Source organism: Ottowia oryzae (genome assembly GCF_003008535.1).
GTDB classification, from domain to species: domain Bacteria; phylum Pseudomonadota; class Gammaproteobacteria; order Burkholderiales; family Burkholderiaceae_C; genus Ottowia; species Ottowia oryzae.
On sequence record NZ_CP027666.1, the window covers coordinates 319,432 to 338,539 of the forward strand.

Sequence of the window (19,108 nt, forward strand, 5' to 3'; positions counted from 1 at the left end):
GCAACGCCGACGCGGTGTCCGTGGCGGCGGGGCGCCTTGGGCTATATTGGCTCCATGTACGAAGTCCTTGCCTATGTGTACGAGACCTACTGGGGCGGCGAGGATTGCCCTGGGCGCGAACAGTTAGGGCGCCGCCTGTCCAGCGCCGGGTTTGAGCGCGAAGAAATCTTGGCCGCACTCACCTGGCTGGACGGGCTGAACAGCGCCGCCCAATCCTTGGGCAGCACGCCTTTGGCGGCCGATCAGGCCGACGCCGCGTCAACCGCAGCGTCGCCCGCCGCGATGCGCGTGTACACCGACAGGGAATTGGCCCACCTGGGCGCAGAGGGCGTGGCCTGCCTGCACTTTCTGGAACGCTCCGGCGCGCTGCCCATGGCGCTGCGGGAATTGGTGATTGACCGCGCGCTGGCCGTGGCAGAGTCTCCGCTGGAGTCGGACGAGCTGAGGGTCATCGTCATGATGGTGTTCTGGCGCACCGGCTTCACGCCCGACGCGCTCATCCTGGATGAGCTTTGCGACAACCCCACGGCGCGGGTCATGCACTGACTGACCCGGGTGTCGTAACTGCTTCTTTGAGATCGGGCGCAACCAACGAGGCCGCGCCGCGATCAAGCTCACTGCAGCAGTTGGGTCGGCGCTGCGTTCAGCTTTGCCAGCGCTTCGCGCGTGGCGCGCACGGTCAAAGCCTCGTCCTCGATCGGCACCAGTAAACCCGCCTGCAGATAGGCCGCCATGCGCCGCGTCTGCACCAGGTAGCTCTTGCCAACGCCGGACGAGAACAGGTGCAACTGCCCGCGATCGCTGCGCCAGACGTACTGGACATGCTTGACCGATCCGTGCGCGTCCAGGCCGAACCAGCCGCCCAGCTCCAGGTTGCGCGCCCAGTCGACCATACCCTCGTTGGGCAATGAGCCGCCGGCGGCGATCACCTCCAACGCCGACTGATCGACACCGAACATCAGCTCGATGGTGCCCGGATCGAGCAGCATGTCGCCTTCCGGGTCGTCCGTGACCACGTCTTCCAGCCCGGCCAGGCCACGCGCCAGCTCTTCCAGTTTTTCTTGCGGAAGGCCTTCGTCCCGTGAGACGAACGCGGCCATCACTGCATCGTTGATGCGCTTGATCTGAGCGTCCTGCTCAGACTCCGCCACGGCCAGCATGCTCATGCCGCTGCGCAGCGTTTGCAGCAGGCCAGACAGATGCTGCACCACCCGCCGACGGTCATCCCGATCTGGCTTGGGGCTCACGGCCCATAGCAGATCGGCCGCAGCCTGCTTGAGCCGCAGCGTTTCAGCATGCTGCGCGCCGTAGCGGACGGCCGACAGCGCCAGGACCTCGGACCAGACTCGGAAGAGAAACTCGCGCACTTCGTCGGCCACCGGAACCGAATTCAGCATACGGCGCAGCTCGATGGTGTACTGGATGCCCAGCGCTTCCTTCTGCTCTACCTGCTGCGCCAGCGTAGCCGCCTGCTGCACCGCGCCGTTATCGGCCAACGAGCGGCCCAGGAACTTCTTGAATTCATCTAGCACCAGCTGGTAGACCCTGCGCCCCGTCTCTGGGTACTGCTCGATCACCTGCACGATGCGCTTGATCTCGCGCTCCAGCTTCGAGCCCAGGATCTGTGAGCCATCAAAACCGAGTACGCAGCCACCCATGCGATCAATGAGCTGCCGCGCAGGGTGTTCGGTAGAGGCGAAGAAATCGGGCTCGGCCAGTGCCAGACGCAGTACGGGAATCTGCAGGCGAGCAAACCACACGCGGATCGCCGGGGGGATGCGTTCTTCCGCCAGAATCGCCTGGAACATCAGCGCCACGATCTCGATGATCGCTTTCTCGCTGGGCTTTTCCGCTTTTTCCTTGAGGTCGGTCGCACGGCGGCGCAGCTGCACCGCAACCCGTTGGACGTCCGCAGGGCCAACAGCACCCATGCCGCCAGCGCCCGGGGCGCCCGTCCACTCGGTAACGGCAAAAGGGGTAATCTGCTCATCAAGGGCGCGCGCAAGCGCCGGCGAGGGCCCCGCGCTGACGCCTGCAGGCACGGTCAAATCGCCCACCCGGTCGCTGATGAAGCGACGCAACTGGCCCAAGACACCCTGGGCCTTCTGCCGCACGCGCGCCATGGGCGTGACGCCCGTCATCATCCGAGTTTCTTGCGCCGCGCGCGCCAAAGCCGTGGGATGCACCGTCGGCGTCTGGGTGTCCAGCATGCTTGGCGGATAGCCCATTCGCTGGGTAGGCGCGCCGGGGTACCCTGTTTCGCGCTCGTAGGGATCTACCCTGCCGCCGGGATAGCGTCCACCCGGATAACGGCCGCCTGCAGGCGCTCCGCCCGGCGCACCACCGCGCGCGCCGTACATGGGCGTGGGCGCGTAACCGCCACCGCCATGCGATCCATCGTCCTGCCAGGCACCTTGGGTATCGCCGTACGCATCTGCGTAGCGGCCCGGCTGGCCGCCGTATCCAGGCGGCGCACTTTGCCCGGGCAGACCGCCCTGCCGGGTGCCTCGATCTTGCCAGGCAGGCGCACCACGGCTCGTCGGCGCTCCGCCGTAGCCCGGCGGCACCAAACGCCCGTCCGCGCCCCTGGAGGCATACCGGGGGGCACCTGTTGGCCCCTCTGGCCGGTAGGGCATCATTTCGGTCGGCGGCGACTCGTCTTCGTCTTCTTCCTCGTCGTCCCAGCCATCCGCGTTTTCGGCGCGCCGAACGCGGGATTTCATGTCGATCTCCTCCATCACGCCTTCCGAGATGAGGAGTTCGTTCGCATGGCGATAAGCGTCGGACGTGCTGACCCGAATGGCTTCTGTCACCGGCGTCTGGACAAGCGCCCACATGGCCCGTGTCAGATCGCAATCAATCCACGCCTGAACCACCAACTGCGCCAGTGTTTCAGGCGCCAGAACCTCGCCGCGCTTCCATTCTTTCACGCGCTCGAGCCACTGCATACGAATGCTCAGATCGTTGAGCTCGCTGCCCGCGCCGTCGGTGATGGCCGCAGCCAAGCGTGAGGCGATGATCTTGCGTTCGACGACCTCGTCATCCACCAGGCCAAGCGAGCCCAGACCGCCCGCCACGCTGTCCGGCGTGCGGACTTGCTTTTGCGCGTCCTGCAAGCGCTGGCGGCAAAGGTCGATCCAGTTGGTCTGCTCGCGCTGGTACGCGGCTTCGGTGTCCAGCGCCTGGCGCGACTCGGTCACGCTTGCAAAGCGCCCCGTGTTGACCAGCGTGATCAGGTAAGTCTGAACCTTGACGCCAACCGCCAACAACGCGCTGTCGATCTCCTGGACGAAGCGTTCGCGAACTTGTTGCGCAAGCCGCGGGGGCCTGGCGTGTCGCCTGGAGGGAGGCTTGGAGGAAGTGGCCATGCAGGATTCAACTGTGTGCGCTTCAGTATCTCACGGACACAGACAGCAACACCCGCGTGAAAGCGGACTTAAACCACTGCCCCGACGTTGGGGTCGTTCGGGTCGCCTTCCTTGCGGCTGGGCTTGACCAGATCCTCGCGCTTGACGCCCAGCCACATGGCGATGGCGGCAGCCACGAACACCGACGAATAGATGCCGAAGCAGATCCCGATGGTCAGCGCCATCGCGAAGTAGTGCAGCGTATCGCCGCCAAACCACAGCATCGACAAGACCATGGCCTGCGTGGACGCGTGGGTGATGATCGTGCGGCTGATGGTCGAGGTGATGGCGTGGTCGATCACCTGCACGGGCGTCATCTTGCGGTAACGGCGGAAGGATTCGCGGATACGGTCAAAGATCACCACCGACTCGTTGACGGAATACCCCAGCACCGCCAGCACGGCGGCCAGCACCGCCAGCGAAAACTCCCACTGGAAGAAGGCAAAGAAGCCCAGAATGATCACCACGTCGTGCAAGTTGGCGATGGCGCCGGCCACGGCGTACTTCCATTCAAAGCGGATCGACAGGTAAATCAGGATGCCGATGATCACGAAGGCCAATGCCTTCAGGCCGTCCGCCGCCAATTCCTGCCCCACCTGCGGGCCCACGAACTCGGTGCGGCGCAGCTGCACCTTGGCGTCGTCCTTGCGCAGCGCGTTCAGCACCTGCTCGCTCACTTGCGCCGACGATTGCCCCTGGCGCACCGGCAAGCGGATCATCACGTCGCGCGAAGTGCCGAAGTTCTGAACCTGGGCATCGACATAGCCCAGCTCAGTCAACGCGCCGCGCACCTTGGTCAGCTCGGCGGGCTGCTCATAGGCCACTTCCATGACCGTACCGCCGGTGAATTCCACCGAAAGGTGCAGGCCGCGTGTGACCAGAAAGAATACGGCCAGCACGAAGGTGATGAGCGAGATCGCGTTCAGAAGCAACGCACGCTTCATGAACGGGATGTCGCGCCGGATGCGGAAAAATTCCATGGCTTAGCTACTCCTGCAATCTGTGGGCGCGAATCAAACGGCTTCGTCGGTGGGGCCACCACGCCGGTAGCCTTCTTCGGGGCGCCACACGGTGCCCACCGAGAGCGATTTCAGTTTCTTCTGACGGCCATACCAGAAGTTCACGATGCCGCGCGAGAAGAACACTGCGGAGAACATCGACGTCAGCAGGCCCAGGCAGTGCACCACGGCAAAGCCGCGCACCGGGCCAGAGCCGAACGCCAGCAAGGCGATACCGACGATCAGCGAAGTCACGTTGGAATCCAGAATGGTGGCCCAAGCGTGGTTGTAGCCGGCCTGAATCGCCTGCTGCGGAGAAACGCCGTTGCGCAACTCCTCTCGCACCCGCTCATTGATCAGCACGTTCGCGTCGATCGCCATACCGATGGCCAGCGCCATGGCCGCCATGCCGGGCAGGGTCAAGGTGGCCTGCATCATTGACAGGATGGCGATCAGCAGCAACAGGTTGAACGCCAGCGAAATGCTGGAGAAGATACCGAACAAGCCGTAGTACACGCTCATGAAGATGCAGATCACGGCAAAGCCGCCGATCACGCTGAGGAAACCCTTGCGGATGTTCTCGGCGCCCAGGCTCGGGCCGATGGTGCGCTCTTCGATGATCTCCATCGGCGCGGCCAGCGAGCCGGCGCGCAGCAGCAGCGCCAGGTCGTTCGCCTCGTTGACCGACATCGAGCCGGAAATCTGGAAGCGGTTGCCCAGCTCGGCCTGAATCACGGGTGCGGTCAGCGCTTCGCCCTTGCCCTTCTCGAACAGGATGATCGCCATCCGCTTTTTCAGGTTCTCGCTGCTGACGCGCTTCATGACGGCGCCGCCCTTGGCGTCCACCGTCAGGTCCACCTTGGGTTGCTGGGTCTGCGAGTCAAAGCCCGGCTGGGCGTTGGTCAGGCTGTCGCCGGTCAGGATGACGTCGCGCTTGACGATCACCGGCTGGCCGTCGCGCAGCAGGAATTTCTCGGCGCCAAAGGGCACCGGGCCATCGCCGCGCTCGGCCGCACGGCCTTCTGCGCTTTCGTCAACCAGGCGCATTTCCAGGGTGGCGGTGCGGCCCAGGATGTCCTTGGCCTTGGCGGTGTCCTGCACGCCGGGCAGCTGCACGATCACACGGTCGACGCCCTGCTGCTGGATGACCGGCTCGGCCACGCCCAACTCGTTGACGCGGTTGTGCAGCGTGGTGATGTTCTGCTTGACCGCGTCGGTCTGCACTTTTTGCAGGGCCTGCGGCTTGAAGCTGGCCACCAGACGCGGCTCGGCGCCAGGCTGCTCGACCACCTGCAGGTCGGTGATCTGGTCCGCGATGACGCGGCGCGCCGCTTCCAGCGTGGCCGCGTCGCGGGCGCGAATTTCGATGCTGTCGCCCGTGCGAACCACGCCGCCGTGGCGCACGTCTTTCTCGCGCAGGCTCTGGCGGATGTCGTTGGCCAGGGTGTCCAGGCGCTTGGAAATCGCCGCGCGCATGTCCACCTGCAGCATGAAGTGCACGCCGCCGCGCAAATCCAAGCCCAGGTACATCGGCTTGGCGTTGATGGACGACAGCCACTTGGGCGAGCGCGACACCAGGTTCAGCGCGACCACATAGGTCGGGTCGGCCGCATCGGGGTTGACGGCGTGTTCGATGGCGTCCTTGGCCTTGATCTGCTCGTCGGTCGAATCAAAGCGTGCCAGCACCGACGTACCCTCCAGCGCCAGCTGGTTCGGCGTCAGGTTGGCGGCCTTCAGAGCGCTTTCCACCCGATCCAGCGTGCCGTTGTCCACCTTGGCGGTCACCTTGCCGGCCGACACCTGCACGGCAGGCGCCTCGCCATAAAAGTTGGGCAAGGTATAGATCACCGCCACCAACAAGGTGACGAGGATGATCGCGTACTTCCAGAGAGGGTAACGGTTCATGGTGCGAAGGTTTGAGGCGCTCAGCCGACGAGAGCTGGCCGCTGGAGCGCCTTCAGGCAAGGCGCCGCGCGGGATGCGATCCGGTGCTTACTTGATGGTTCCCTTGGGCAGAACCTGCACCACGGCGCTGCGCTGCATCTGCACGTCCACGCCGTTGGCGATCTGCACGCCAATGTGGCTGTCCGAGATCGAGCTGACCTTGCCCAGCATGCCGCCAGCGGTCACCACCTCGTCGCCCTTGGCCAGGGCGTCGATCATGGCGCGGTGCTCTTTCTGCTTCTTCATCTGAGGGCGGATCATGATGAAGTACAGCACCACGAACATCAGCACCAGCGGCAGCATGCTCATGAGCGAGGAAGTCATGTCGCCGCCTGCGGCAGCGGCAGGGGCGGTCTGGGCGAAAGCGCTGGAGATGAACACGGCCGGGCTCCTGAAATTCAGTGCAATAGGGAACCGCGCCGACCAGAAGGCGTGCAGGACATCCTGCCAGGGCCTGGCGCGAGAGAACCGGATATTGTATGCGGCAGGTGTGGCAGCGCCCTTGTAACAGGCACCCGCGGCGTTCCCACGCGCTGGCCACCAGCCCGTGGCGCCGCGTTGGCACCGCGCGCAAAGGCGGGCTTGCGATGCCCCATCGCGCCGGCCGGGCCGACCAGCCGAGCCCCTCAAGCACTACACAATTGATAGCTACCAGCGCTTGACCAGCTTGCGCTAGAGGGATTTTTTAACCCCAGTATGCGGCGTGATGGCGGCGGCACCCGTGGGCAGCGAGAAAGCCGCCGCCCAGCGCCACATGCTGAAAGCCGCCCAGGCCAGCGCCACCATGGCCAGGCCGCCACCCACCCAGCCGATTTGCCCCATGCCCCAGCGCAGGCTGACCTGGCTGCCCAGCAGCGCGCCGCCGCCAATGCCCACGTTGAACAGGCCCGAGTACAAGGACATGGCCACGTCGGTGGCGTCGGGCGCCAGGCGCAGCACCTTGGCCTGCATGCTCAGGCCAAAGCCCATGGCCGCCACGCCCCACACCGCCGCCAGTGCGTACAGCGGCCCCACGTGCGGCGCCGCGCTGTGCAGCCCCAGCAGGCACAGCGCCATGCCCGCAATGGCCGCCACCAGAAAGCCCCTTGGAAAGCGCGCCCCCAGCCAGCTGAACAGCAGGCTGCCCACCACGCCCATGCCGCCAAACAGCAGCAGCACCAGCGTGGTCACCCCTTCGCTTTGGTGCGCCACACCCTGCACGTAGGGCTCGATATAGCTGTAGGTGCTGAATTGCGCCGTGACCAGCAGCACCGTCAGCGCGAACAAGGCCAGCAGCGGCCCGCGGCGCAGCAGCACCGGCACGCTGCGCGCCGAGCCGACGTTGTCTGCTGGCAGCGTCGGCAGCAGCGCGCGCAGGCACAGCATGACCACCAGCGCCACCCCGCCGATCAGCAGGAAAGTGGTGCGCCAGCCCAGCGCCTGCCCCACCACGCGGCCCAGCGGAATGCCCAGCACCATCGCCAGCGAGGTGCCCGTGGCCAGCAAACTGAGCGCCTGCACACGGCGCCCCGCTGGCGCCACGCGCACCGCCAGCGACGCTGTGATCGACCAGAAAACGGCGTGCGCCGTGGCCACGCCCAGGCGCCCGACCATCAGCGAAGCAAAACTCCACGCCATGCCCGACACCACATGGCTGACGATGAACAGCGCAAACACGGCCAGCAGCAGCCGCCGCCGCTCCACCGCCTTGGTCAGCAGCATGAAGGGCAGCGAGCCCAGCGCCACCGTCCAGGCGTAGATGGTGAGCATCAGGCCGACGTGCTCGGTCGGCATGCCAAAGCTGGCGCCGATGTCGCTCAGCAGGCCCACGGGCACGAATTCGCTGGTGTTGAACACGAAGGCGCCCAACGCCAGCGCGATCACGGCCAGCCACTGCTGGCGCGCGGCGGGGTGGTCGCCCTGGCCCGACTTCGCGTCGATCGGCGAGGGAGAAGAAGCAGTCATAGGGAACAGCGATGATGATGGTGCGGTGCACCAGGGGCAGCGCATGCCACCCGTCAAAAGAGGCAAGCAGAAAGCAAGCCTGGGCGCGGCGGCAAATTGCTGCACCGCGCCAAATGGATGGGCGATGCTACACGGGTGCTTGCCCAGGCGCGCGCCGCGCGCAAGGCGCCTCGCAAGGGCATGGGGTCTTTGCAGGCCGCGCTTCGCTCTTTCGCCGTGTAGAGCGCTGGGGTGGGTAAGGCCATGCGCCAGGGCGCGGCTGCACCCACCCGGTGCTCAGCCGCCTTCACTAAGCGAAACGGCCTGCGGGGTTGCCACCGCAGGCCGTTCGGCATTTGCTGTAAGTTTTATAGCTGCCAGCGCCCTTCTGGCGGGCGCGAGGGGGCTAAAGCATCCACAAAATCACGCCACCTGACGCGGCGCCGTGGCCGCCGGCTGGCGGTAAACCTCCATCAGCTCGGCCCAGCGGGTGCGGGCGGCTTGCAGGTTGCGCTCTTTCACGTGGCCGTAGCCCTTGATCTGATCCGGGATGCGCGCGATTTCCACCGCCGTGGCGTGGTTGTCGGCGTTCAGCGCACCCAGCACCTCGTCGATGCTGGCGCGGTACTGCTGGATCAGCGCGCGCTCGGTCTGGCGCTCTTCGGTCTTGCCGAAAAAGTCCAGCGGGCCACCGCGCAAGCCTTTCAGCTTGGCCAGCAGGCGGAAGTTGCGCAGCATGCTGGGGCCGTACTTCTTCTTGATCAGGTGGCCCTGCTCGTCGCGCTTGGCGGTGAGGGGCGGCGCCAGATGGTAGTTGAGCGTGTAGTCGCCCTCGAACATGTTGCCGATGCGCTGCAGGAAGGCCGGATCGCTTTGCAGGCGGGCCACTTCGTACTCGTCCTTGTACGCCATCAGCTTGAACAGGTAGCGCGCCACCGCCTCGCTCAGCGTGGTCTTGCCCAGCGCGCTTTCGGCCTGCTGCACCTCGGCCACGTAGGCCTTGTAGGTGTCGGCATAGGCGGCGTTCTGGTAGCCAACCAGGAATTCGGCGCGGCGCGCCACCAGGCTGTCCAGCGTCTCGCGCTTCTTGAACTCGATCACCTGCGCGCCGCCCGCGCCGGTCAGCAGCTTTTCAACCCGCGACCAGTCGTGCGCGGCCTGGCGGCCCCACTGGAAGGCGATCTTGTTGTTTTCGACCTGCACGTTGTTCAGCTCGATCGCGCGCATCAGCGAAGCCAGCTCCAGCGGCACCCAGCCCTTTTGCCAGGCGTAGCCCAGGATCATGGGGTTGACGTACAAGGTGTCGCCCATCAGCTTGCCAGCCACACCGTCGGCGTCGAAGGCGCTCAGCCCGCCCGGACCCACGGCGCGCGCCACATCTTCGGCGCAGCGTTCCTCGGGGTTTTGCCAGCCGCCGTTGCGAACGAAAGCCGCCGTGGGCGTGGCGTGCGAATTCAGGGCCACGTGGGTGCGGCCCTCGCGCATGCGGTACACGGTTTCTTTGTTGGCGGCGACGATCGGGTCGCAGGCGATGATCAGGTCGGCCGCCGCCATGCCCACGCGGGTGGTGCGGATGTCGTCCAGCGTGCGGCCGATCAGCACGTGGCTCCAGGTCGCGCCGCCTTTTTGGGCCAGGCCCGCCGCGTCCTGCGTGACGATGCCCTTGCCTTCCATGTGCGCGGCCATGCCCAGCAGCTGGCCGATGGTGATCACGCCCGTGCCGCCCACGCCCGCCACGATCACGCCCCAAGCGCCGTGCGGCTCAGGCTCGGGCAGGCGCGGATCGGGCACGGGGCCCAGGTCGAAGGGCGACGCCACCTGTTTCTTGTCCTTTTTCTTCAGCTGGCCGCCTTCCACGGTGACGAAGCTGGGGCAAAAACCCTTCAGGCAGGACATGTCCTTGTTACAGGTGCTCTGGTTGATGGCGCGCTTGCGGCCGAATTCGGTCTCCAGCGGCTCCACGCTCAGGCAGTTGCTTTGCACGCTGCAGTCGCCACAGCCTTCGCACACCAGGTCGTTAATGACCACGCGCACGGCCGGGTCGACCATCTTGCCGCGCTTGCGGCGGCGGCGCTTCTCGGTGGCGCAGGTCTGGTCGTAGATGATGACCGTGGTGCCCGCAATCTCGCGGAATTCGCGCTGCACCGCGTCCAGCCGGTCGCGGTGGTGGATCTCGATGCCGCTGGGCAGGCCCTTGGCCTGAGCGCCGTCGTACTTCTCGGGCTCGTCGGTGACGATAGTGATCTTGGCGGCACCTTCAGCACGCATGTTCTGCGCGATCTGGATCACCGACAGGCCTTCCGGCCGCTCGCCAATCTGCTGGCCGCCGGTCATCGCCACGGCGTCGTTGTACAGAATCTTGTAGGTGATGTTCACACCCGCGGTGACCGACTGGCGCACCGCCAGCGAACCGCTGTGGTAGTAGGTACCGTCGCCCAGGTTGGCGAACATGTGCTGGTCTTTGCTGAACGGCTGCTGGCCCACCCAGGGCACGCCTTCGCCGCCCATCTGGGTGAAGCCGACGGTGTTGCGGTCCATCCAGATCGTCATGAAGTGGCAGCCGATGCCCGCCATGGCGCGCGAGCCTTCTGGCACGCGCGTGCTGGTGTTGTGCGGGCAGCCCGAGCAGAACCACGGCTGGCGGTCGGCGCCGGTACCGCCCAGCTCCAGCGCCTTCATGTTGCGCTCAGACCCGTCCAGAATGGCCAGCTGGCGGTCCAGCCGGGCCGCCATGTCGCTGTCGATGCCCAGCTTTTTCAGGCGCGCAGCGATGGCGCGGGCGATCAGCGCGGGCGACAAGTCCGCCGTGGCGCGCAGCAGCACGTTGGACGTGGGGTTGTCCTGCGACCACTCGCCGCCGCTAAAGTCGCCTTCGGCGCCTTCCTGGTACTTGCCGACCACGTTCGGGCGCACGTCCGGGCGCCAGTTGTACAGCTCTTCCTTCAGCTGGTATTCAATGACCTGGCGTTTTTCTTCCACCACCAGGATTTCCTTCAGCCCGGCAGCAAAGTCGCGCGTGATCTGCGCTTCCAGCGGCCACACCACGTTGACCTTGTGCAGGCGAATGCCCAGCTGGCGGCAGGTGATGTCGTCCAGCCCCAGGTCCAGCAGCGCCTGGCGGGTGTCGTTGTAGGCCTTGCCGCTGGCGATGATGCCAAAGCGGTCGTGCGGGCCTTCGATGACGTTGTGGTTCAGCCGGTTGGCGCGGATATAGGCCAGCGCGGCGTACCACTTGTAGTTGAACAGGCGCTCTTCCTGCGGCAGCGCGGCGTCGGGCCAGCGGATGTGCAGGCCGCCGGCCGGCATTTCGAAATCGGTGGGGATGACGATGTTGACGCGCTCCGGGTCGATCATCGCGGTGGCGCTGGACTCAACGATCTCCTGGATCGTCTTCATACCGCTCCACACGCCCGCATAGCGGCTCATGGCGAAGGCGTGAATGCCTTGGTCCAGGATGTCCTGCACGCTGGAGGGGAAGAACACGGGCAGGCCACAGGCCTTGAAGATGTGGTCGCTCTGGTGCGCAGCGGTTGAGCTCTTGGCCACGTGGTCGTCACCCGCCACGGCAATCACGCCGCCCCAGGGCGTGGTGCCGGCCATGTTGGCGTGCTTGAACACGTCCGAGCAGCGGTCCACGCCCGGGCCCTTGCCGTACCAGATGCCGAAGACGCCGTCGAACTTGTTCGTGCCCGCAGGCGCAAAGCCCAGTTGCTGCGTGCCCCAAACGGCGGTGGCGGCGAGTTCTTCGTTCACCCCAGGCTGAAAGACGATGTGCTGCTTTTCAAGGTGCTTGCGCGCCGCCCACAGCGCCTGGTCGTAGCCCCCCAGCGGCGAGCCACGGTAGCCGCTGACGAAGCCCGCGGTGTTCTTGCCCACCAACGCATCGCGCTGGCGCTGCAGCATGGGCAGCTTGACCAGCGCCTGAATGCCGCTCATGAACGCGCGGCCGTAGTCCAGGCTGTATTTGTCGTCGAGGGTGACGGTTTCGAGCGCTTGGCGAATGTGCTCGGGCAAAGGGGCGTTCATCGTGTCTGTCTCCTGGTGGGCGGCGGCCGGAGCCGACTTGGGGCGGCAACCGCACCCGATGGGCGGGCGGCCTTTGTTCTACAAGCAAAGTGTATGCCGCAACCTACGATAGGTGTTTTCCTTGCATGCTCCAAATCGCCACTTCAAAGCAAGATTCTTTCTAAAATCAAGCCGCCATGGAAACACTTGATGCCTACGACATTGCCATCCTGGAGCAGCTGCAAGCCGATGGGCGCCTGACCAACGCAGAACTTGCGCAGCGGGTGGGCCTGTCTGCCGCGCCGTGTTGGCGCCGCGTGCGTGCGCTGGAAGAGGCGGGCTTCATCCTGGGCTACCGCGCCGAGATCGACCGCAACAAGCTCGGCCTGGGCGTGCTCGCATTCGTTCGGCTGGACACCGCGCAGATCAGCAGCAGCGCCATGCGCCAGCTGGAGGAAACCATCCGCGCCCAGCCAGAGATCATCAGCTGCCACTACATCAGCGGGTCGGGCACTTTCGAGCTGCAGGTGGTCAGCACCAACCTGGAAACCTTCAGCCGCTTTGCGCGCGACGTGATCATGCACCTGCCCAACGTGAAGGACATGCACACCAGCTTTTCACTCGGCCAGATCAAGGCCACCGGCGCGCTGCCGCTGGCGCACCTGCAGCAAAAGAAGCGCCCGCCCCGCTGAAGACCACGGCGCCTGCCACCACGCCCGCAGCAAACACCAACGGCGCCCGCAGGCGCCGTTGAAGCCAAGGCCATCGGCGTGCGCCGGTGGCCGGGTTGCTGAAGCTCAGCCGACCAGCTTCACCGCTTTGGGGCTGCCGGTGAGGTAGCCCACCGCCGCACCGAATTTGCCGTGGTAGCTGGCGCTGATCAAGCCGTCCACCGCCGACTTCACGTCTGCGCTGATGGTCTTGGTGTAGTCGCCAGCGTGCTGGAAGTTGCTCATGATGTACGTCCAGCCATTCAGATCTGTCACGGCGTGCAGGCCGGTGGATTCGGCGCCGGCGGGCAGCGTCATCAGGCGCGTCAGGGCTTTCGTGTCGACGTTGTAGGCCCACAGCATGTTGGTCACGTGCTGGCTGCTGTCTTCGCCGATGAACAGCGTGCGCAGCGTTTCGGAGAACTTCAGGTTGTCCGGGTTGGCGATCTTTTCGGGGTTGGCGGTGTTGCCCAGCGCGTCGGGCTTGAGCGTCTTGCCATCCGTGTCCAGCAGGTCTTCACCCACCAGCAGCGGCGTGCTGTCCGCAGGCATCCAGTCGCTCTTGATGTCGTTGCCGTCCAGATCCTTCTGGCCGCCGCGCAGGCTAAGCTGCATCACGCCGCCGGCCACCAGCTGCTTGGGCACCGAGATGCCGTTGTCCGGCACGTTCACGGCGTTGCCCGCCACCATCGAAGCCTGGATGTTCTGCAACGCAGAGTAGGCCTTCTTGTCCTTGATGTTGACCGTGGTGCCTTCCATCTTGGTGAAGCCCATGCTGGCACCCATGTAGGCGGCGTAGCGGTGCGTCTCCAGGAAGGCGGCGGCCTTGCGCGTCTGGGCGGTGTCGTCCTTGAGCTTGATCCACTCCACCTTGCCGTTGGCAACGATGCGCTTGTACGTGGCGTCCTGCGGGTCTTTGCTGGCCACCGTCATGATGTCAGCTGGGCGGATGCCCCCATCCACCAGGGCGCGGATTTCCGCGCTGGTGGCGCTGCCCAGCTTGATCCAGCTGAGCGGCGCAGCGGGGCTGCCCACCTTCGTGAAGTCGGTGGTGCCGCCCACCTTGGCCACGTACAGCGTGCCGGAGGACAGATCTTTTTCCTTGTCGGCCACGAAGACGAAGTAGCCGCTGTTCGTGGCGTCGTCGCCCATGAACACGGTGCGGTTGTCGGGCATGACCTGCACCAGCTCGTGCGAGATGCGGCCCAGGCAGTAGTGCTTCTTGATCGAGCCGGTGCCGTCGGCGTTCACCGTCACTTCAGGCAGGTGGCCGTAGTTGTAGGGATTGGCCTTGGTGGCGTCGCCGTACAGGTTGGTGCTGAAGTCGTTCATGTTGTTCTTGGAACGCTCAGCAAACGCATCCGGCTCGTACTCTTCCGACGACAGGTGCGTGTTCCACGGCGACAGGCTGGCGCCGCAGGTGATCCACAGGCCGTTCACGCTGGAAGTGTCCACGTTGTGGTACTTGACGAGGGCGAGGCGCCCGGTGTCCGGGTCCTGGTCCAGCGTCAGCACGGCGATGGGCGACGGCAGCTTGCCGTACATGTCGGTCTTGCCGTCCTTCGCCCAGGTGGTGTATTCAAACTGCACCACGGCAAACACGGTGTTGCCCTTCACGCCGGGCACCTTGGCGCCGTCGATCTTCAGCAGCGAAGTGCCGTCCGGGCTGTCCGAGAAGAACTGGCGCGGGCTGGCCGACACGGTGCGGTCGATGATGGGCTGGTTGTTGATGTCCACGTAGCCGCCCGCCAGGATGCTGCCGCCGGAAGTGGAGGTCACCAGGTCGCCCGTGATGAAGAACGGCTGGTAGGCCAGCTTGTAGTCTTTCTTGGTGCCATCGTCGAAGTTCACGCTCATCACCGACGTGGTGTAGGTGGTGGCCATCGCGGCGGGGTTGGCCAGCGTAGGCGCGGGCGTGGCGCTGAAGGTAACGCTCTTGAAGGCGGCGGCGGGCGTGTCGTCGCCACCGCAGGCAGACAACAGACCGGCGTACGACAGGGACGAAGCCAGGGGCAGCATGGGCGCGCCGGCAAACAAAGACAGCACGCGGCGACGAGAGGCGACGGGAGATTGGCTCATGGTGGGTACTTTTTTGACAGATCGATGCACAAGGGCGCGCGGCTGAGCCGACGGCAACCCGATCAGGGCGCCGCGTGGCGGGCCCAGCCAGCGGAGTGTCAAAAAGTACTGTGTCAGGGGTGTGACACACGGGTGGCATCGGTGCGACAGCCGTGCGGCCGCGCCTGAAGCCAGGCGTGAAAACCTGCGGCGGCCGGTTCGATTCAGCGCTTGTCCATCGGGCCGTCAGCCACCGGGATTACTATGCAATTGATAGCTGCCAGCGCTCTACGCACCAGCGCTAGAGCGGTTTTTAATCAAGAACTGGAGTCAAGCCATGCGCCTGGGTTGGGCCGCGGGCGTTGCACCCGCTTGCGCTGGCCTGGGCGTTGCACCGCGCCGCGCCCGCTGGTGCACGGCTTGGCGGGTGGCCTTAGCCGCCGGGCGTCACGCGCCGTGGCGGATCAGGCAGCGGGCACGCGCCCAGCGCGGCGGCGCTCAGGGTTTGGGCCACAGCACCCACAGGCGCAGTGGCTGCTTCATGCGGCCAGCGAAGTCGCCCGCCTCGGCGCCCCACCCGGCGAAGTAGTCGGCCCGCACCGCGCCCACGATGGCGGTGCCGGTGTCTTGCGCGATCACCAGGCGCTGCAGGTTGGCCACCGGGCCTTGCGAGGCCATCCACACCGGCGTGCCGTAGGGAATGCTTTGCGGGTCCACGGCGATGGAACGGCCGGGCGTGAGCGGCACGCCCTGCGCGCCGCGGGGGCCAAACTGCGCATCCAGCGCAGACAGCGGCTCTTCGCGGAAGAAGACCATGCGCGGGTTGCTCCAGAGGAACTCGCTCAAGCGCCCCGGGTTGGCCGCCAGTGTGTTGCGAATGCCCGGCCAGGTCACGTCGCCGCGCAGCAGGCCCTGGTCGATCAGCCACTTGCCGGGGCTGCGGTAGGGCTGGTCGTTGGTGGCGGCAAAGGCCAGGCGCACCAGGCGCTGGCTGCCGTCGGGCTCGGTCACGCGCACGCGGCCAGAGCCTTGGATTTGCAGGATGAGCGCGTCCACCGGGTCGGCCAGGTAGGCGATTTCCTGGCCCGCCAGTTGCGCGCGCGCCTCGGGCAGCATCTCCATCTCTTGCCGCGTGTACCAGGGCTTGCGCTGGCCCAGCGTGGGCGGCGGGCGGTACAGCGGCGCGCCAAAGCCGGGGCGCGGCAGGCGCGAGGCTTCGTAGAAAGGCTCGAAATAGCTGGTCAGCAGCCCTTCCGACGGCGCACCCAGCGGCTCTACCCGGTAGGGTTGCAGGCGGGCGCGCATCCAGTTGCGCTGCTCTTGCGGCGTGGCCAGCGTCAGGCGGCGCACCTCGCTGCACAGGCGCGCAAACGTGGCACCGGGGCGCTCGCAGTTTTTCACCCAGGCGTTCCAGGCTTCGTGCATGGCGTCCTGCTCGAAACCGGGCAGCTCGGACCAGCGCACGGGCACCCAGCGGCTGCGCGGGCGTTGCAGGGCGGGGCCCAGCGGCGCGCTGTCGGCCACGTCGCCCGTGGGCGGCGCGGATTCGGTGGGGTAGGTGGTGGGCGGCGGCGGGGCGGGCTGCTTGACGGCGCAGCTGGCCAGCATTCCTACAATGGCCGCTGCGCAAAATAAGCGAAGAGCTCTTCTCATGATCCTGATTCTGCTGGAAGCGCTCGGCGCGCTGGTACTGCTTTTGCTGATCGTGTGGTGGACGATGTTCTCGGGCCGCAAGCAGGGCGAGCTGCCTGGCCAGCACGAAGAGGGGCCAGCCAAAGCGCCTGCGCCCCACCGCGAAGACGAGAGCGGGCCGGATCAACGATTATGAGACAAACAGGCCTCTGGCGCTTGTCTAACCTGCGCTGCAAGCTAGATTTTTTGTAGCAAATTGGCCAACTCGACGGCCGATTTGACCTCCATCTTTTCGAACACGCGCGCGCGGTGCACCTCTACGGTGCGCACGCTGATGCCCAGCTCGTCGGCGATCAGTTTGTTGGGGCGGCCGTCGGCCACCAGGCGCATCACATCGCGTTCACGCTCGGTCAGCTCGTGCGTGCGGGCGCGCACGGCGCGCTGCACCGCCAGCTGAGCCATGCGCTCGCGCGAGACGGCCAGCGCCTGCTCGACGCGGTCGACCAGGGCGTTGTCGGAAAACGGCTTTTCGCAAAAGTCGAAAGCCCCGCGCTTGACGGTGTCCACCGCCGTGGGCACGTCGGCGTGGCCGGTCAGAAAGATCACGGGCCAGGCGTGGGCGATGCCGCGCTCGGACAGCCGCTCGAACAGCGCCAGCCCGCTCAGCCCCGGCATGCGCACGTCCAGCAGGATGCAGCCGGGCGCCATGGGCTCGTCGTGCCCGCGCGCGGCCTCGAAGGCCTCGGCGCTGTCATACGCCTCCGACAGCAAACGGCGCGAACGCAGCAGCCACGCCATGGCGTCACGGACGCTGGCGTCGTCGTCGATGATGTAGACGGTGGAATCCTGGGGCATGGACTGAAAGGGGCGAGCGGTTTGCGGTGGCGCAACACCTGTTCGCCATGTCGGCCACGCGGCTGCCTGGCGGGCGGCGGATGGTCTTCAGAGGCGCCATTATGCGGCGAGGCGGCCGCTCGCGTTGACGGGCCTTGCCGCAGTTTCCGCGCCTGTCCGACATCGGCCGCCGCCGTCGTATGCCAAGCTAGCCCGGGTATCGGGCGCGCACCCTGCGGGTGCCGCGACCGTGCAGTACCCACGGGCGGCGCACCCGCCACCCACCCATTCACTTGATTGATCACACACCATGGCACTGACCCACTTCCCCCTGCGGCCCCGACGATGGGCACGACCCGCTGGCCGCGCCGCGCACCGTGCCACCGCCGCCGTGGCCGCATCGCTCGTGCTGCTGCTAAGCGCCTGCGGTGGCGGCGACGACAACGATGGCAACGACGGCGGCAACACGCCAGCGGCCCGTAACCCGGGCGACCTGGTGGCCGCGCAGGCCATCAACCAGATTTCGGTGGCCGACATCAACGCCGCGCTCAACGCGCCCGACAGCAAGGTGCAAGGCAAGGTAACGCCGCTGTACGCCGTCAACTCCTACCGGCTGACGTACCTGACCACCGACAAGGACGGCGTGACCACCACCGCTTCAGGCCTGGTCAGCGTGCCCGTCAAACCGACCGGCGCGCGCAGCCCCATCATCAGCTACCAGCACGCGACCACCTTCCACGACGACCAGGCGCCCAGCAACAAGGTAGAGGCGGTTGAGCCGCCGCTGGTGCTGGCCTCGCTGGGGTACATCGTGGTGGCCGCCGATTACGTGGGCTTTGGCGCGGCCAAGGGGCAGGTGCACCCCTACCTGATTGCAGCACCCACCGCCAATGCCGTGGTCAACATGCTGCAGGCCACCGACACGTGGCGAGCCAGCAGCGGCGTGGCCGACAACGGCCAGCTGTTTCTGGCAGGGTATTCGGAAGGCGGTTACGCCACCATGGCGGCGCACCGCGCCATCCAGCTGGCCAACGGCGCACTGGCCCAACGTGTGAAGGCCGCCGTGCCCGGTGCGGGCCCTTACGACGTGGTCGAAACGCTGGATGCGCAACTGGACAGGGTTGGCAAGCTGTTCCCGCCACTGGGCGCGGTGCTGGACCCAGGCCGGCTGTCGAAGCTGCCGGAAAGCGTGCGCATCGAAGTGCGCAACCTGCTGATGAAGCAGATGGTGCCTGATGACGGCGACGTTGCTTACCAGACGCTCTTTCTGGACCGCTACATCGCTGACGAGCGCGAAACGCTGGCGCGAGAGCACAGCGTGCATCTGGGCTGGGCGCCCACCGTGCCGGTGTACCTGTTCCACGGGCGGCTGGATTTGACGGTGCCCTACTCAGCATCCACCTCGGCCCTGAGCGCGCTGCGCGCCGCTGGCGCTCCAGCTGTGACGCTGACCGATTGCACGACAGGCAAGCTCGGCCATCTGGACTGTGTGCCCGAGTATTTCCACTTCGCCGTCACCCGCCTGGGGCAGATCGCCACAGACCTCTGAGGCGGCAGGCAAGAAAAAAGCCCTTGGTTGAATCAAACCAAGGGCTTT

At 66.1% G+C, this 19,108-nt stretch carries 13 protein-coding genes; 4 read left to right on the forward strand and 9 right to left on the reverse strand.

The features are described from left to right. Positions 1–54: 54 nt before the first annotated feature. Positions 55–546 carry a Smg family protein gene (locus tag C6570_RS01475; protein ID WP_106701408.1) on the forward strand — a complete coding sequence of 164 codons (492 nt, stop codon included), beginning with the start codon at positions 55–57 and terminating at the stop codon, positions 544–546. Between the two features lie 68 nt (positions 547–614). Here C6570_RS01475 and C6570_RS01480 read toward each other — a convergent pair whose 3' ends face one another. The 6 genes from C6570_RS01480 to C6570_RS01505 form a co-directional block, all read right to left on the reverse strand. Continuing rightward, complete coding sequence (locus C6570_RS01480) at positions 615–3,368, reverse strand: DUF1631 family protein (RefSeq protein WP_245896265.1); 2,754 nt, start codon at positions 3,366–3,368, stop codon at positions 615–617. A 68-nt stretch (positions 3,369–3,436) separates the two neighbouring features. Next, positions 3,437–4,387, reverse strand: a complete 951-nt coding sequence (secF, locus tag C6570_RS01485) for a protein translocase subunit SecF (RefSeq protein WP_106701410.1) — start codon at positions 4,385–4,387, stop codon at positions 3,437–3,439. Positions 4,388–4,420: 33 nt separating this feature from the next. After that, positions 4,421–6,310, reverse strand: a complete 1,890-nt coding sequence (secD, locus tag C6570_RS01490) for a protein translocase subunit SecD (RefSeq protein WP_106701412.1) — start codon at positions 6,308–6,310, stop codon at positions 4,421–4,423. A gap of 87 nt (positions 6,311–6,397) precedes the next feature. Then, on the reverse strand, positions 6,398–6,730 hold the full coding sequence (yajC, locus tag C6570_RS01495; RefSeq protein ID WP_106701414.1) for a preprotein translocase subunit YajC: 333 nt from the start codon (positions 6,728–6,730) through the stop codon (positions 6,398–6,400). A gap of 291 nt (positions 6,731–7,021) precedes the next feature. Continuing rightward, positions 7,022–8,293, reverse strand: a complete 1,272-nt coding sequence (locus C6570_RS01500) for a sugar transporter (RefSeq protein WP_106701416.1) — start codon at positions 8,291–8,293, stop codon at positions 7,022–7,024. 402 nt (positions 8,294–8,695) lie between these two features. Continuing rightward, positions 8,696–12,298, reverse strand: a complete 3,603-nt coding sequence (locus tag C6570_RS01505) for an indolepyruvate ferredoxin oxidoreductase family protein (protein WP_106701418.1) — start codon at positions 12,296–12,298, stop codon at positions 8,696–8,698. A 176-nt stretch (positions 12,299–12,474) separates the two neighbouring features. Here C6570_RS01505 and C6570_RS01510 point away from each other — a divergent pair, with 176 nt between their 5' ends. Continuing rightward, positions 12,475–12,969, forward strand: a complete 495-nt coding sequence (locus tag C6570_RS01510) for an Lrp/AsnC family transcriptional regulator (protein ID WP_106701421.1) — start codon at positions 12,475–12,477, stop codon at positions 12,967–12,969. A gap of 105 nt (positions 12,970–13,074) precedes the next feature. On the opposite strand, the gene C6570_RS01515 is transcribed toward C6570_RS01510, so the two are convergent. Both C6570_RS01515 and mltA read right to left on the reverse strand, forming a co-directional pair. Further along, complete coding sequence (locus tag C6570_RS01515) at positions 13,075–15,066, reverse strand: PhoX family protein (protein ID WP_106701422.1); 1,992 nt, start codon at positions 15,064–15,066, stop codon at positions 13,075–13,077. 477 nt (positions 15,067–15,543) lie between these two features. After that, positions 15,544–16,764, reverse strand: a complete 1,221-nt coding sequence (gene mltA, locus C6570_RS01520) for a murein transglycosylase A (protein WP_106704456.1) — start codon at positions 16,762–16,764, stop codon at positions 15,544–15,546. On the opposite strand from mltA, the gene C6570_RS18085 reads away from it, so the two are divergent. Next, a complete protein-coding gene (locus C6570_RS18085; RefSeq protein WP_164675452.1) occupies positions 16,697–16,873 on the forward strand; it encodes a hypothetical protein in 177 nt (58 codons plus the stop codon). The genes mltA and C6570_RS18085 overlap by 68 nt on opposite strands. A 41-nt stretch (positions 16,874–16,914) precedes the next feature. Here the strand turns inward: C6570_RS18085 and C6570_RS01525 are convergent, their stop codons facing one another. Further along, a complete protein-coding gene (locus C6570_RS01525; protein ID WP_106701424.1) occupies positions 16,915–17,532 on the reverse strand; it encodes a response regulator transcription factor in 618 nt (205 codons plus the stop codon). Positions 17,533–17,821: 289 nt separating this feature from the next. Between C6570_RS01525 and C6570_RS01530 the strand changes: the two genes are divergently transcribed. Beyond that, positions 17,822–19,060: an alpha/beta hydrolase family protein gene (locus tag C6570_RS01530; protein WP_106701426.1), complete on the forward strand. Its 1,239-nt coding sequence runs from the start codon at positions 17,822–17,824 to the stop codon at positions 19,058–19,060. Positions 19,061–19,108: the final 48 nt, after the last annotated feature.